The sequence below is a fragment of the Type-F symbiont of Plautia stali genome (genome assembly GCF_059731105.1).
The window spans coordinates 1,793,284-1,808,004 of sequence record NZ_AP035909.1; the positions used below are offsets into that span (position 1 = coordinate 1,793,284).

A 14,721-nucleotide genomic window follows, 5' to 3' on the forward strand; every position below is an offset into this window, starting at 1 on the left:
AGTATGTTAAGCATTAAAGATTTGCAGGTCAGTGTTGAAGATAAAGCCATTCTGCGTGGCCTGAATCTCGAAATTAAACCAGGCGAAGTGCATGCCATCATGGGCCCGAACGGCTCAGGTAAAAGTACGCTGTCAGCCACGCTGGCAGGCCGCGAAGATTATGAAGTGACCGGCGGTTCGGTGAGCTTCAACGGTAAAGATCTGCTGGAGCTGGCACCGGAAGAGCGCGCTGGTGAAGGTATCTTTATGGCGTTCCAGTATCCGGTCGAAATTCCCGGCGTCAGCAATCAGTTTTTCCTGCAGACGTCGGTAAACGCGGTGCGCAAATACCGTCAGCAGGAAGAGCTGGATCGCTTTGATTTCCAGGACTTCATCGAAGAGAAAATTCAGCTGCTGAAGATGCCGGAAGATCTGCTGACCCGTTCCGTTAACGTCGGCTTCTCCGGCGGCGAGAAGAAGCGTAACGACATCCTGCAGATGGCGGCGCTGGAGCCTGAGCTCTGCATCCTGGATGAAACCGACTCCGGTCTGGACATTGATGCGCTGAAAATCGTTGCCAATGGTGTGAACAGCCTGCGTGACGAAAAGCGTGCCTTTATCATCGTGACCCACTATCAGCGTATTCTGGACTACATCAAGCCAGACTTCGTTCATGTTCTGTATCAGGGCAAAATCGTGAAATCTGGCGACTTCTCGCTGGTGAAACAGCTGGAGGAGCAAGGTTATGGCTGGCTTACCGACGAAGAGTGATTCTGCGCTGCAACAGTGGCATCACCTGTTTGAGTCGCGCGGCGACGTGCGTTCTCTGCAGGCTCAGCAGCACTGGCAGCAACTGATGCGCGTTGGCCTGCCAACCCGCAAGCATGAAAACTGGAAATACACCCCGCTGGACACGCTGCTGTCACAGCAGTTTGTGTTGCCTGACGCGCCTCAGACCCTGAGCGCTGAACAGGTTGATGCACTGGCGCTGCCGCTGGATGCCATCCGCCTGGTCTTCGTTGACGGTCAGTTCCAGGCGGCGCTGAGCAGCCGCGACACCGAGCTGTTTGAGATTCAGCACAGCGTGGCCGCCGAGCGTCGTCCGCTGCCCGCTGCCGTTCAGCCGGAAGTGTTTCTGCATCTGACCGAAAGCCTGGCAGAAGAGGTGACCACCCTGCGTCTGGCACGCGGTAAATCTGCAGCGCGCCCGGTCTACCTGCTGCATATCACCAGCGGTCAGCAGACGGGCATGAACACTGTTCATTATCGTCATCACCTGCAGCTGGAAGAGAGCGCCGAAGCGGAAGTGATTGAGCACTACGTTTCACTCAACGATCAGGCCCATTTCACCGGTTCGCGCTTTACCTGCGCGATTGGAGATAATGCAAAGCTGACCCACACCAAACTGGCGTTTGAAAGCAGCAATAGCTATCACTTTGCGCACAACGATCTGGTGGTGGGTAACGATACGCAGGTCAGCAGTACCAGCTTCCTGCTGGGTGCCGGTCTGTCGCGCCACAATACCAGCACGCAGCTGAACGGCGAGAACAGTACGCTGGCGATTAACAGCCTGGTGTTGCCGGTGAAACAGGAAGTCGCGGATACCCGTACTTACCTGGAGCACAATAAAGGCCACTGCGTCAGCCGTCAGATGCATAAGACCATCGTGCGTGACAAAGGCCGTGCGGTGTTTAACGGTCACATCAAAGTGGCACAGCATGCACTGAAGACAGATGGGCAGATGACCAACAACAACCTGTTGCTGGGCAAGCTGGCAGAGGTCGATACCAAGCCGCAGCTGGAAATCTATGCGGATGACGTTAAGTGCAGCCACGGCGCCACCATCGGCCGTATCGATGACGAGCAGATGTTCTATCTGCGTTCGCGCGGTATTGAGCAGGATGCTGCGCAGACCATGATTATCCACGCCTTTGCGGCAGAACTGACCGAAACACTGGAAAATCCGGTGATGCGTCAGGCCGTACTGCAGCGTATCGCGCAACGTTTTCCCGGAGGCGACGTATGATGAACTTCGATCTCGACCGCATCAGGGCTGATTTTCCTATCCTGAAGCGAGAGGTCAACGGTCATCCGCTGGCCTACCTTGACAGTGCCGCCAGCGCACAACGTCCCCTCTCGGTGATCAATGCCGAGAGTCATTTTTACCAGCACGGCTATGCGGCCGTGCATCGCGGCATCCATACGCTGAGCCAGCAGGCAACCAGTGATATGGAGAACGTGCGCGATCAGGCCGCCCGTTTCCTGAACGCTTCGTCGCAGGAAGAGATTGTTTTCGTCAAAGGTACCACCGAAGGCATCAATCTGGTGGCCAACAGCTGGGGCAGCAGTCAGCTCCGGTCTGGCGATAACCTGATCATTACTGAGATGGAGCATCACGCCAATATCGTTCCATGGCAGATGCTGGCTGAGCGCACCGGAGCCGAAGTGCGTGTGCTGCCGTTGAATGACAACGGTGAGCTGGCGCTTGAGCAGCTGGCGGGGCTGATTGACAGCCGCACGCGCCTGCTGGCCGTGACGCATGTTTCAAACGTGCTCGGCACGGTTAACCCGGTCAAAGCGATCGTGGCGCAGGCCAAAGCCGCGGGTGTTGTTACCCTGGTGGATGGTGCGCAGGCGGTGATGCATGACAAAGTTGACGTGCAGGATATCGGATGTGATTTCTATGTTTTCTCCAGCCATAAACTCTACGGCCCGAACGGCGTAGGTATCCTTTATGGACGCAAAGCGTTGCTGGACCAGATGCCACCCTGGGAGGGCGGCGGGTCGATGATTGACCGCGTCATGCTGCCGACGGGCACTACCTGGAACAGCGCGCCGTGGCGTTTTGAAGCCGGCACCCCCAATACCGGCGGCATTATCGGCTTTGGTGCGGCACTGGCCTACGTGCAGGCGCTGGGACTTGATACCATTCATGAGCGTGAAACGGCGCTCATGAACTATGCCCTGGATAAGCTGGGCACCGTCCCGGACATCCGCATCTATGGCCCGCAGTCGCGCGCCGGTGTTATCGCCTTCAATCTCGGTAAGCACCACGCTTACGATGTCGGCAGCTTCCTCGATCAGTATGGTATTGCCATCCGTACCGGCCATCACTGCGCCATGCCGCTGATGCAGCACTACAACGTGCCTGCGATGTGCCGCGCCTCCTTCACCTTCTATAACAGTGAAGAAGAGGTGGATCGTCTGGCTGCGGGTCTGACGCGCATTCATCGTCTGCTGGGCGGCTGAACAGTTTTAACGGAGTGACTGATGGCGAATTTGCCTGAAAAAGAGAAACTGGTGCGTAACTTTAACCGTTGCGCCAACTGGGAAGAGAAGTACCTGTACATCATTGAACTGGGTTCGAAACTTCCGGAATCCTCTGAAACCCTGCACCAGCCGGAAAACGTCATCTCGGGATGCCAGAGCCAGGTGTGGATCAGAATGACGCCGCAGGCCGATGGCACCATCGCCTTCGAAGGTGACAGCGATGCCGCTATCGTTAAGGGACTGATTGCTATCGTAATTAGTCTCTATCAGAACCTGCCACCTGCCGAGATTCTGGCGCTGGATGTCCGCCACTGGTTTGGCGAACTGGCCCTGATGCAGCACCTGACGCCCACCCGGTCGCAGGGGCTGGAGGCGATGATTCGGTCTATTCGCCATACCGCTCAGAACCTCAGCTAAGCTACACTCGACAGACGCCATCCGGCGTCTGTTTTTTTATCTGACGAGAAAATTGCATGAAACCAGCTTTACGTTTAGCCGGTGCATTGCTGCTGACCTGTTTTGGGCTCTCTGCACCCGCATTCGCCACGGAATATCCGCTGCCGCCACCTGACAGTCGCCTGATTGGCGAAAACGTCCTGACTCAGGTTCCCGATAACAAACAGCCGCTGGAAGCGATTGCGGCCCGCTACCAGGTTGGTCTGCTGGGGATGCTGGAGGCGAATCCCGGGACCGATCCCTGGCTGCCCAAGGCGGGCACGCAACTGACGATACCGCTACAGATGATCCTGCCCGATACGCCACGCGAAGGCATTGTGGTGAATCTTGCCGAGCTGCGTCTCTACTACTATCCCAAAGGCGAAAACAAAGTCATCGTCTATCCCATCGGCATTGGCCAGTTAGGGGCAGCCACTCCCGTGATGGTCACCCGTATCAGCCAGAAGATCCCCAACCCTACCTGGACGCCAACCCCGAACATCCGCAAACGCTACGCGAAAGAGGGTGTCACGCTGCCCGCCATGGTGCCTGCCGGACCGGATAACCCGATGGGGCAGTTTGCCATGCGTCTGGCGCGCGGCACGGGCCAGTATCTGATCCACGGCACCAATGCGAAGTTTGGCATCGGCATGCGCGTCAGCTCCGGCTGCATCCGTCTGCGTTCCGAAGATATCGAAGCGTTGTTTAACGCCGTACCTGAGGGGACACGGGTGCAGATTATCAATCAGCCGGTGAAGTACGCCATCGAGCCGGATGGTAAACGCTACGTTGAAGTGCACCAGCCGCTGTCTCGCAATGACAAAGATGATCCGCAGACGCAGACCATTGCGCTCAGCGACGGACTCAGGCAGTTTATGAAAAGTGAGAAGAGTGACCGGGCGCTGATTAAAGCCAGCATCGCACGACGCTCAGGCATGCCTGTACTGGTCAGCAGTGGTGAATCGGTAGAGAGTGATACCGTGCCGCCCGAAGGGCTGTAAAGTGCCGCGGTGCCGACAGAGAGTGCGGCAGCAGGGAAGGAGGCAAAGGACGTTAAACCCTGACAGAAAGGTGCCGGATAGAGCCTGGCAGGGGCAAAAAAAATGGCGCCATAAAGGCGCCATTTTTAAACCAGAACTCTTACTTACGGTAAGAGTGAGCCTGGTTGTCCAGACGCTGGTTAGCGCGTGCTGCGTCATCTTTAGCAGCCTGAACGTCTGAACGCACTGCGTTCACGTCGTTGCTCAGCTGGTCAACTTTCGCGTTCAGAGTCTGAACGTCTGAAGACAGCTGGTCGATTTTAGCGTTGCTTGAGCAACCAGCCAGCAGAGTTGAAGCCAGAACTACCGCGCCCAGTACCAGTTTAGTACGATTCATTATTTATACCCTCTAGATTGAGTTAATCTCCATGTAGCAATACAAGTATTACACAAAGCTTTTTAAGTTGAGAATAAATTTTTGATGAGAAGATGCTTAAATTTGATCGTTCGCTCAAAGAAGCAGCGAATCCCAGAATATGATAAAAAAATTTAGCGAAAACAGAGAGATTTAATCGGATTAACCTTAATATTAAGAGTATTTGAATAGTTATTTTCGATTGGAATTTTCTGGTATTTGGTTTAAGAGGAAATAAAAAAAGCGCCTCTTAAAGGCGCTTCTAAATAACCGCTGACGCAGGTTTTACAGGACGTGTACGGACGCGGTGTTGGTAGTTCCGCTTGGTACTAATGCACCGGAAACCAGCACCACGACATCCCCTTTCTGAGCGTAGCCGCTTTCCAGCGCCGCTTCTTTACCCAGACGATAGAAATCATCGGTCGACGCGATCTCAGAAACCAGGCGTGTCTCAATGCCCTTACTCAGGATCAGCTGGCGTGCAGTGGTCTGATTGGTGGTCAGGGCCAGGATGGTGGCGTTCGGGAAGTATTTACGCACCGCTTTAGCCGATTTGCCGCCTTCGGTCGCCACCACAATCAGTGGCGCTTCCAGCTTCTCAGCGGTCTCAACCGCACCGCGGCAGACGGCTTCGGTGATACGCAGCTTACGGGTATCGTTCTGGCTGTCGATGCGCGATTTCATCACGCGGTCGGTACGCTCACAGATGGTCGCCATGATGGTGACCGACTCCAGCGGATAGCGACCTTTGGCGCTCTCACCTGACAACATGACCGCATCGGTGCCATCCAGGATGGCGTTCGCCACGTCGCCGGCTTCTGCGCGGGTAGGGCGTGGGTTTTTGATCATGGAGTCGAGCATCTGGGTCGCCGTGATGACCACTTTGCGCGCTTTATTACATTTCTTGATCATCATCTTCTGCGCGAAGATCACTTCTTCAACCGGGATCTCAACACCCAGGTCGCCACGCGCAACCATGATGCCGTCTGACGCTTCGAGAATTTCGTCGAAGTTGTTCAGGCCTTCCTGGTTTTCGATTTTGGAGATGATCTGGATGTGCTCACCGCCGTGCTGTTTCAGGTGCTCACGAATCTCCAGCACGTCTGAACGCTTACGGATGAACGAAGCCGCGACAAAGTCCACACCCTGCTCACAGCCAAAAATCAGATCGCGTTTGTCTTTTTCAGCCAGCGCAGGCAGCTGGATTGAGACGCCTGGCAGGTTAACGCCTTTGTTCTCACCCAGGTCGCCGTTGTTCAGTACTTTACAGACTACGGTGTTTTCGGTGACTTCGGTCACTTCCATCCCAATCAGGCCATCATCGACCAGCACGGTGTTGCCGATTTTCAGGTCAGCCGTGAAGCCAGGGTAGGTGACGGCAACGCGCTCGCTGTTGCCGATCACGCTCTGATCGGTGGTGAAGGTAAAGGTCTGGCCCGCTTTCAGCGCCGCGTCGTTACCGCCTTCCAGTTTCATGGTGCGGATTTCAGGGCCTTTGGTGTCCAGCAGGATAGCGGCCTGACGACCGGTTTTCTGCATCACGGCGCGCATATTGGTAATGCGCTGGCCGTGCTCAGCGTAGTCGCCGTGAGAAAAGTTCAGACGCATAACATTCATGCCAGCTTCAAGCAGCTGAGTCAGCATCTCTTCGGATTCGGTTTTCGGGCCGATAGTACAAACGATTTTAGTCTTTTTCATGACGGATTATCTGTAAGTTGTGATGGATGAATAAGGGCGGAATCCGATGGCAGCGCATCGAAGTGAAATTTCTGATTTGAGACTGAAACTGAAAAGGGCAGTACTGAATAAGAATAGGTGACGAAGGCCAGGCGTGCAGGGAAGTTGTGCGGCTACGGTTGGTAACCACCACGCTGTTGTTGCGCAAATCATTTGAGTTATCGCAGTAAGCACGTGATCGCTGAAACCTTTCAAGTAAACAACGGGGGACAGTATAGACGCTAAGTATGCGAAAACCAATCAAAAAGCAGAAGGGAGACGCGATGCAGATCAATATAGAGGGAGTTGCGCAAGCTGAAGGAATTCTGAAAGTGGTGCGCTCTAATGGACTCGAACCATCGACCCCCACCATGTCAAGGTGGTGCTCTAACCAACTGAGCTAAGAGCGCATACTGAATATTGGTGCGTCCGAGTGGACTCGAACCACCGACCCCCACCATGTCAAGGTGGTGCTCTAACCAACTGAGCTACGGACGCACTTGGTGCGCTCTAATGGACTCGAACCATCGACCCCCACCATGTCAAGGTGGTGCTCTAACCAACTGAGCTAAGAGCGCAACATGCTGTCAGGGCGACAGCGGGGACGAATATTAACGGCAGCGTGTGAGGCTGGCAAGGGGAAAATCGTTTTTTCACTGTGACTGCGCAGCAACTGTGCTAACCGTCGTTTTTTTCGGCGCTGCGGGCCATAAATGGCCCGCTTTTGTGGATTATCGCGCCGCGCGGGCGAGGATAATGGCCGCCGGTGAACGCTGTAAGCGTCTGATGCGCCAGATCATCATCACCGCTGCCGAGGTGAGGCCGATAATGAAACCGCACCAGAAGCCCGCAGGTCCCATACGCGGCACCAGCCAGTCGGTCAGTGCCAGCAGATACCCGGCAGGCAGACCGAGCAGCCAGTAGGCAATAAAGGTGATGAAGAAAATGGATCGCGTATCTTTATAGCCGCGCAGAATGCCGCTGCCGATCACCTGAATCGAATCGGAGAACTGATAAATCGCCGCCAGCAGCATCAGCTGTGCGGCCAGCGTCACCACCTCAGGATTGTCGTTGTAGAGCAGGGCGATCTGGTGACGGAACGTCACGGTAAAAATCGCGGTCAGCGCCGCCATGCTGATGCCGACACCCTGCGCCGTCCACGCGGCGACCCGGGCCTGCTCGGTGGAGCCCTGACCCAGGCGGTAGCCGACGCGGATAGTGGTCGCGACACCCAGCGACAGCGGTAACACGAACATCAGTGAACTGAAATTGAGCGCGATCTGGTGGCCGGCGACATTGACGATGCCCAGCGGCGACACCAGCAGCGCCACCACGGCAAACAGGGTGACCTCAAAAAAGAGCGCCAGCGCCACCGGCAATCCCAGCGCCATCAGGCGGGTGAGAATGACACGCGAAGGCGGCGACCAGCGGCTCTCCATGCGGATATCACGCATCGAACCCATCCGGCGCACCCAGAAGCGCATGCAGATAAACATTACCCAGTAGACCGAAGCGGTTGCCACACCACAACCCACCCCGCCCAGTGCCGGCATCCCGAAGTGACCATAAATAAAGACATAGTTGAGCGGGATGTTAAACATCAGGCCGAGAAAGCCCAGCACCATACCCGGCTTGGTTTTCGACAATCCCTCACACTGGTTGCGCAGCACCTGGAAGAAGAGATAGCCAGGTGCGCCGAACAGCAGGGCATGCAGATAGCCTTCTGCCTTCAGGGCCAGCCGGGGATCGATATCGTGCATTGCGCGGATGAGGTAACCCGCGTGCCACAGCAGCACCATAATCAGCAGGGAGACAAAAAAGGCGAGCCAGTATGCCTGGCGGATCTGTTCACCGATGCGTTCGCGGCGACCTGAACCGTTGAGTTGCGCAACGGTGGGCGTCAATGCAAGCAGAAGACCATGACCAAAGAGGATGGCCGGAAGCCAGACAGAGGTGCCGACAGCAACGGCGGCCATATCCGTGGCGCTGACGGCGCCGGCCATAATGGTATCCACAAATCCCATTGCGGTCTGGGCCACCTGAGCAAGGATGACCGGGATCGCAAGGGCCAGCAATTGACGCGCTTCTGTTAAATACTTCTGCACGTTAACACCTGACGAGTTATAAGAATGAAAAGGGGCAAAAAGCCCGGGGAATTTCGTGAGTTAGTGTAACTGGCGTAACCCCATTCGCCAATCTTTGTCACACAATGCGGTTTGCACTGACTCAACGCCGTAGCAGGGGCTGAAATCTAACAGCGGGCCTGAGCTGTGGTAAACTGGCACAAACGTCGGATTTTCAGAGGCAAAGATTATGTTTACCGGAATTGTGCAGGGCATGGCAGAGATCGTGTCCATCGAAGAGAAAGAGCTGTTTCGTACCCATACTGTCCGGCTGCCGGAAGAACTCCTGCCGGGTCTGGCGCTGGGCGCATCCGTCGCGCATAACGGCTGCTGCTTAACCGTGACGGCAATCGACGGCGATCGTGTCAGCTTTGATCTGATCAAAGAGACGCTGCGGGTGACGAACCTCGGCGATTTGCGTGAGGGCGACGTGGTCAATATCGAGCGGGCAGCAAAATTCAGCGATGAAATCGGCGGGCATCTGATGTCGGGCCACATTATGACCACCGCTGAGATCTGCAAAATTATCCAGTCAGAACATAACCGCGAAGTCTGGTTTAAAATCCAGGACCCGGCACAGATGAAATATATTCTGCATAAAGGGTTCGTCGGTATCGACGGCATCAGCCTGACGGTCGGGGATGTGACCAGAACGAAGTTCTGCGTCTATCTGATCCCGGAAACGCTGGAGCGTACCACGCTGGGAGCGAAGACCTTTGGACAGCGGGTCAATATTGAGATCGATCCACACACTCAGGCCATCGTCGAGACCGTGGAGCGCGTGCTCGCCCAGCGTGATGCTGCGGCAGCCATGAGCGCGCTGACCGGGCAACCTGCCGCAGAGAGTTAATATCAGGCGTGACAGCGCCTGTTGAACCGCTGACCCGATTCGCTGTGAGATTGCACCTGCACAGGAAACAGGGTCAGATCGGAAAGACGCAAAAGCCGTCATCCCTGACACGCTCGACACGCGCTCTCCCTGGCGCGTGACGCTTTCCTCTTCTGACCCTGTTCCCTGCGCCTTTAGCTTCTCCGTTGCGGTTAACGCGGGTCTGACTTCGGCAGGCCTTGCGGCGCAACCGGCTCCTCTACCGCGCCACGCGCAATCCCCCCTCTACGCCACGACTGAAGACGATCTGCCACAGCTGAATATCGCGCGCGCGGAATGCACCGGCACAGGCGTTGAGATAGTAGGCGAACATACGCTTAAAGCGCTCGCCATAACTCTCAGCCAGCTGAGGCCAGGCCTGCAAAAAGCGTTCATGCCATGCCATCAGCGTCCTGTCGTAATCTGCACCAAAGTTGTGCCAGTCCTCCAGAATAAAATGGGGCTCGCTGGCATCGGCCACCTGACGCACCGAAGGCAGGCAGCCGTTCGGGAAAATATACTTATCGATCCACGGGTCAACGCGCATATCGGTTTTAATCGCGCCGATGGTGTGAAGCAGGAAAATCCCGTCAGGCTTAAGATTACGATCGACCACGTCGAAATAGGTCGCGTAGTTTTTAGGCCCGACATGCTCAAACATACCGACCGACACCACGCGGTCAAACTGCTCGTTCAGATCGCGATAGTCCTGCAGCAGAATCGTCACATCCAGCCCTTCACAGCGCTGCTGCGCCAGCTTCTGCTGCTCGGCAGAGATGGTCACGCCATGCACGCTGACGCCATAATGACGTGCGGCAAATTCCGCCAGTCCGCCCCAGCCGCAGCCGATATCCAGCAGCGACATCCCGGGTTCCAGCGCTAATTTACGACAAATCATATCCAGCTTGGCTTCCTGCGCCGACGCCAGCGTCGTGGCCTCTTTCCAGTAGCCACAGGAGTACTGCATGTAGGGGTCAAGCATCAGTGAAAAGAGATCGTTGCCGAGATCGTAGTGCTCTTTGCCCACGATCCAGGCCCGCTTGCGGGACTGCAGGTTGGTTAAGCGGGCGGCGGCGATGCGCAGGGTATCTTTGAAATGGTGCGGAAGTTGCTGATCCAGTTTATGTTTAAGCACCTGGTGGAAGAACATATCCAGACGGTCACAGTCCCACCATCCCTCCATATAGCTTTCGCCCAGCCCCAGCGATCCCTCCTGCAGAACACGCTTAAAAAAACCGGGATGATGAATGCGGATATCCCATGGACGTGAGCCATTTATTTCGATATCCGCTTTTTCCAGCAGTTCGTGAACGATGCGATACCAATGATTATCTTCAGGAGTCACTGCTTCTGCGTAAGATGAACTCATAGCTTTTCCACCACCTGTCCAATCTGAACCTGAACAAAGAATAGCCAATTCGTCAGGCATTGAGAAACGTCACGGAGGATTCCGCAAACCGATTATCTGTAAGATACAGAGGACTGGAACAGGCTGAAGCAGGGCCGGTAAGAGGGAATAACGCGTGCGAATACCGTCCCGGCAACAGCGTGCCAATCAGATTATTACGTTATTATATTGTTGATTTATTACAGATTTGTTGACCCGGATGAGTATATTCTCACGCGGGTCAATATTCAATGACTTATTGTTAGGGCGCTAACTAAAAGGTTAGCGTCTTAATGATTATCTTGGCAGGCAGGTTGCGGAGTGGCAACAACAGTTTGTGCGCTTGCGGCGCGCTGCATGACGTACCCGATCAGGGCGAGCAGAATCGTCACTGTCATGATCAGCGTGGTGGTCAGCAGTGCCTGGGTTAATCCCGCCGACACCGCCAGGCTGGCGAGGAAGCAGAGGCCCAACTGCAGCGTGTTCTGCAACGCGGCGGCTTTGCCGGTGGCGTGCGGGAAGGGCATCAGCGCACTGGAGACCACAATCGGATAGATCGCTCCGTTAGCCAGCGCCATTCCGCAGAACGGCACCATGAGGCTGAGCAGCGTTCCCTGACCCGAAAGCGCGACCGCAAACAGAGCCAGAATGCTCAGGCTGTAGACCCCCAGCAGCCAGGGCAGCAGCTGGGCGCCGTTAAAGCGGTTGAGCAGGGCGCGACAGCCGAAGCCACCGATTAAAAAGGCGAGCGTCTGTGGCAGATAGCTCAGGCCAATGTCGGCGGGGGAAAGGCCCAGGCCCGCCAGAATAAAGGGTGAGCCGGTCAGCCAGGCAAAAAAGCTGGCGGAGCAGGCGGAGTAGATCAGTACGTTACCGCTGTAGACGCGGGATTTAAGCAGCGTGAAGAAGCCTGGCTGTGCCCCTTTCTCCTGCGGAGCGGGTTTCACCGCGGGCAGACGCAGCGTAACCAGGATCAGCGCCACCGCAATCAGGGTCAGCACCAGGAAAATCGAACGCCAGTGGAAATGGCCGATCAGCCAGGCCCCGAGCAGCGGCGCCAGCGCCGGTGAGAGGGCCACCAGCGGCATAATCGTGGCGAACACTTTGCTGGCGCGCGCCGCCGGATAGCGGTCGATGACCAGCGCCTGCCAGCTTACGGCGGCAGCACAGACACCAATCGCCTGAATGAAGCGCAGCGCCAGCATCAGAAAGATATCATTCACCCACAGCATACCCGCACAGCCAGCGGCGAACAGTGCCAGCCCGGCCAGCAGCACGGGTTTACGGCCGATGCGATCGGAGAGCGGGCCCCAAAAGAGCTGACCACAGGCGAAGCCGGCCAGAAACAGACTCATGCTGGCGCTGATCAGGCCGGGCGAGGTGCGGAACGTCTCCTGCATTGCGCCAAAGGCGGGCAGGTACATATCGGTGGCTAAAAAGCCCAGCATGCTGAGCAGAGCGAGGTAGGGCATAAATCCTTTATTCGACAACATCAGATTCTCATTTTGCAGGGTAAACGCGGCAGAGTGTAAAAGGTGCGTTTGCGGCTGTGAAACGGTAATATTTGCCGGTTGCTGTTAAAATTTTTGAAGGCAGATTATGTGGTCAGAGTATGCACTGGAAGTGGTTGACGCGGTTGCACGCGGGGGCAGTTTCAGCGCCGCCGCGCAGGAGTTACATCGGGTGCCGTCTGCCATCAGCTATACGGTTCGCCAGCTGGAGAGCTGGCTGGCGGTGCCGCTGTTTGAGCGTCAGCACCGTGAAGTGGTACTGACCCCGGCGGGAGAGCATTTTGTCCGGGAGGGGCGCAGCGTCATCAAAAAAATGCTCGCAACCCGGCAGCAGTGTCAGCAGCTGGCTAACGGCTGGCGCGGACAGCTAAGCATTGCCGTTGACCGCATCGCCAAACCGCAGCGTACCCGGCAGCTGGTTAAAGATTTTTATCGCCACTTCCCGGACATGGAGCTGCACATCAGCTATGAGGTCTTCAACGGGGTCTGGGATGCCCTGGCCGATGGCCGGGTCGATGTCGCGATTGGCGCGACCCAGGCGATACCGGTTGGCGGACGGTTTGCGTTCCGGGATATGGGGAAGCTCAACTGGCGCTGCGTAGTTGCACCCGATCATCCTCTGACGCAGGCAACCCGGATTGATGATGACACGCTGCGTCACTGGCCGTCGCTGGTGCTGGAGGATACGTCACGGGCGCTGCCGCGGCGCATGACGTGGACGCTGGACAATCAGCGCAGGCTGGTGGTGCCGGAATGGCAAACCGGGCTGGAGTGTGTGCAGGCGGGATTGTGCGTGGCGATGGTGCCGGGCCATCTGGCCCGGCCACTGCTCGACAGCGGCGCGCTGGTGGAACTGACGCTGCCGCAGGCGTTTCCGGACAGCCCCTGCTGTGTCAGCTGGGCAGAAGATCGCGCATCACCGGCAACAGGCTGGTTACTCAGCTATCTGGGTGATGCGCAAACGCTTAATCAGGAGTGGTTAAGCGAGGATTAACGGCGATAGTCGCGGAACGGACCATCCGCAACTGAACGGCGTTCAATCAGCGTGGGGTGGACTTCAATCGTCTGTGACACTTCGCGCTTGCTGGTGATGCGATCAAGCAGCATATCCAGCGCCTTCTCACCCAGCTGAGCCTTGGGCTGATGGACGGTGGTCAGTGCAGGCGCAAAATAGCGCGCGTTGCGCACATTGTCATAACCGATCACCGAAATGTCCTGCGGAACGCGCAGACCCATCTCGTCAGCGGCGCAAATCGCCCCCATCGCCATGATGTCGCCACCGCAGAACACCGCCGTGGGGCGCTGCTTCTGCGACAGGATCTGCTGCATCGCCTGGTAGCCCGACTCCGGCTCAAAGTCACCCTGCACAATCCACTCGGCGCGCGGCTGAATGCCCGCCTCTTCCAGCGCCTTAAGGAAACCGGCATGACGTCCGCCCCCGGTGTTGCGCTCCATCTGACCGGGGATGGCACCGATGTCGCGGTGGCCGCGCTCAATCAGATAGCGTCCCGCCAGATAGCCACCCTGGAAGGCGTTATCCAGCACCGTATCGGTGAAGTCGGCGCGCGACTCGCCCCAGTCCATCACCACCATCGGGATATTGCGGTTCTCTTCCAGCATCTGCAGCAGGTCGTCCGGGTATTCAGAGCACATGACCAGCAGACCATCGACGCGCTTCTGCGCCATCATGCTGAGGTAGGCGCGCTGTTTTTGCAGGTCGTTATGCGCATTCCCCAGAATCAGTGTATAGCCTTTGTCAAAACAGTGATTCTCGACCGCTTCGATAATCTCAGCGAAATAGGGCGCTTCGCTGGAGGTGGCCAGCAGCCCCAGCGTCCGGGTGTGATTCACCTTCAGGCTGCGCGCCACGGCGCTCGGCGAGTAGTGCAGTTCCTTGATCGCCTGCCAGACCGCATCGCGCGTCTCTTCAGCCACGAAGCGGGTTTTATTGATGACGTGCGAAACTGTGGTCGTGGAGACGCCAGCGCGTTTTGCCACATCTTTAATTGTTGCCATGAAAATCGGACTCCAGGACTT

The 14,721-nt window shown here is 56.5% G+C and carries 13 protein-coding genes and 3 tRNA genes; 7 read left to right on the top strand and 9 right to left on the bottom strand.

Annotated elements, in window-relative coordinates; translation table 11 throughout:
* Nucleotides 1–3 precede the first annotated feature (3 nt).
* Genes sufC through AC6I7A_RS08455 form a run of 5 tightly spaced genes read left to right on the top strand, consistent with a single transcriptional unit; the run spans nucleotide 4 to nucleotide 4,685 of the window.
* Entirely contained in the window at nucleotides 4–750 is a 747-nt protein-coding gene (gene sufC / locus AC6I7A_RS08435; RefSeq protein ID WP_009090499.1) for a Fe-S cluster assembly ATPase SufC, read from the top strand.
* Nucleotides 725–2,005 carry a Fe-S cluster assembly protein SufD gene (sufD, locus tag AC6I7A_RS08440; protein WP_058956564.1) on the top strand — a complete coding sequence of 427 codons (1,281 nt, stop codon included), beginning with the start codon at nucleotides 725–727 and terminating at the stop codon, nucleotides 2,003–2,005. Before sufC ends, sufD begins: the two co-directional genes overlap by 26 nt.
* Entirely contained in the window at nucleotides 2,005–3,228 is a 1,224-nt protein-coding gene (gene sufS, locus AC6I7A_RS08445; protein WP_058956645.1) for a cysteine desulfurase SufS, read from the top strand. The genes sufD and sufS overlap by 1 nt, the downstream gene beginning before the upstream one ends.
* A 21-nt stretch (nucleotides 3,229–3,249) precedes the next feature.
* Nucleotides 3,250–3,666 carry a cysteine desulfuration protein SufE gene (sufE, locus tag AC6I7A_RS08450; protein WP_009090494.1) on the top strand — a complete coding sequence of 139 codons (417 nt, stop codon included), beginning with the start codon at nucleotides 3,250–3,252 and terminating at the stop codon, nucleotides 3,664–3,666.
* A 56-nt stretch (nucleotides 3,667–3,722) separates the two neighbouring features.
* Nucleotides 3,723–4,685, top strand: coding sequence for a L,D-transpeptidase family protein (locus AC6I7A_RS08455; protein ID WP_058956563.1), 963 nt, complete (start codon nucleotides 3,723–3,725; stop codon nucleotides 4,683–4,685).
* 139 nt (nucleotides 4,686–4,824) lie between these two features.
* Here AC6I7A_RS08455 and AC6I7A_RS08460 read toward each other — a convergent pair whose 3' ends face one another.
* The 6 genes from AC6I7A_RS08460 to AC6I7A_RS08485 form a co-directional block, all read right to left on the bottom strand.
* Nucleotides 4,825–5,061, bottom strand: a complete 237-nt coding sequence (locus AC6I7A_RS08460) for a major outer membrane lipoprotein (protein ID WP_009090492.1) — start codon at nucleotides 5,059–5,061, stop codon at nucleotides 4,825–4,827.
* Between the two features lie 303 nt (nucleotides 5,062–5,364).
* Nucleotides 5,365–6,777, bottom strand: a complete 1,413-nt coding sequence (gene pykF, locus AC6I7A_RS08465) for a pyruvate kinase PykF (protein WP_009090491.1) — start codon at nucleotides 6,775–6,777, stop codon at nucleotides 5,365–5,367.
* A gap of 351 nt (nucleotides 6,778–7,128) precedes the next feature.
* Nucleotides 7,129–7,205 (bottom strand) — tRNA-Val (locus tag AC6I7A_RS08470).
* An 11-nt stretch (nucleotides 7,206–7,216) separates the two neighbouring features.
* Nucleotides 7,217–7,293, bottom strand: a tRNA-Val gene (locus AC6I7A_RS08475).
* Nucleotides 7,294–7,296: 3 nt separating this feature from the next.
* Nucleotides 7,297–7,373: transfer RNA gene (locus AC6I7A_RS08480), tRNA-Val, on the bottom strand.
* Nucleotides 7,374–7,526: 153 nt separating this feature from the next.
* Nucleotides 7,527–8,900: an MATE family efflux transporter gene (locus AC6I7A_RS08485; protein ID WP_046101733.1), complete on the bottom strand. Its 1,374-nt coding sequence runs from the start codon at nucleotides 8,898–8,900 to the stop codon at nucleotides 7,527–7,529.
* Nucleotides 8,901–9,108: 208 nt separating this feature from the next.
* Here AC6I7A_RS08485 and AC6I7A_RS08490 point away from each other — a divergent pair, with 208 nt between their 5' ends.
* Nucleotides 9,109–9,768, top strand: a complete 660-nt coding sequence (locus AC6I7A_RS08490) for a riboflavin synthase (protein WP_009090489.1) — start codon at nucleotides 9,109–9,111, stop codon at nucleotides 9,766–9,768.
* A gap of 238 nt (nucleotides 9,769–10,006) precedes the next feature.
* Here the strand turns inward: AC6I7A_RS08490 and cfa are convergent, their stop codons facing one another.
* Nucleotides 10,007–11,155 carry a cyclopropane fatty acyl phospholipid synthase gene (gene cfa, locus AC6I7A_RS08495; protein WP_058956562.1) on the bottom strand — a complete coding sequence of 383 codons (1,149 nt, stop codon included), beginning with the start codon at nucleotides 11,153–11,155 and terminating at the stop codon, nucleotides 10,007–10,009.
* A gap of 308 nt (nucleotides 11,156–11,463) precedes the next feature.
* A complete protein-coding gene (punC, locus tag AC6I7A_RS08500; RefSeq protein WP_058956561.1) occupies nucleotides 11,464–12,666 on the bottom strand; it encodes a purine nucleoside transporter PunC in 1,203 nt (400 codons plus the stop codon).
* Nucleotides 12,667–12,772: 106 nt separating this feature from the next.
* On the opposite strand from punC, the gene punR reads away from it, so the two are divergent.
* Nucleotides 12,773–13,678 carry a DNA-binding transcriptional activator PunR gene (gene punR / locus AC6I7A_RS08505; RefSeq protein WP_046101735.1) on the top strand — a complete coding sequence of 302 codons (906 nt, stop codon included), beginning with the start codon at nucleotides 12,773–12,775 and terminating at the stop codon, nucleotides 13,676–13,678.
* Here punR and purR read toward each other — a convergent pair.
* Nucleotides 13,675–14,700: an HTH-type transcriptional repressor PurR gene (purR, locus tag AC6I7A_RS08510; protein WP_009090485.1), complete on the bottom strand. Its 1,026-nt coding sequence runs from the start codon at nucleotides 14,698–14,700 to the stop codon at nucleotides 13,675–13,677. The genes punR and purR overlap by 4 nt on opposite strands.
* Nucleotides 14,701–14,721 lie beyond the last annotated feature (21 nt).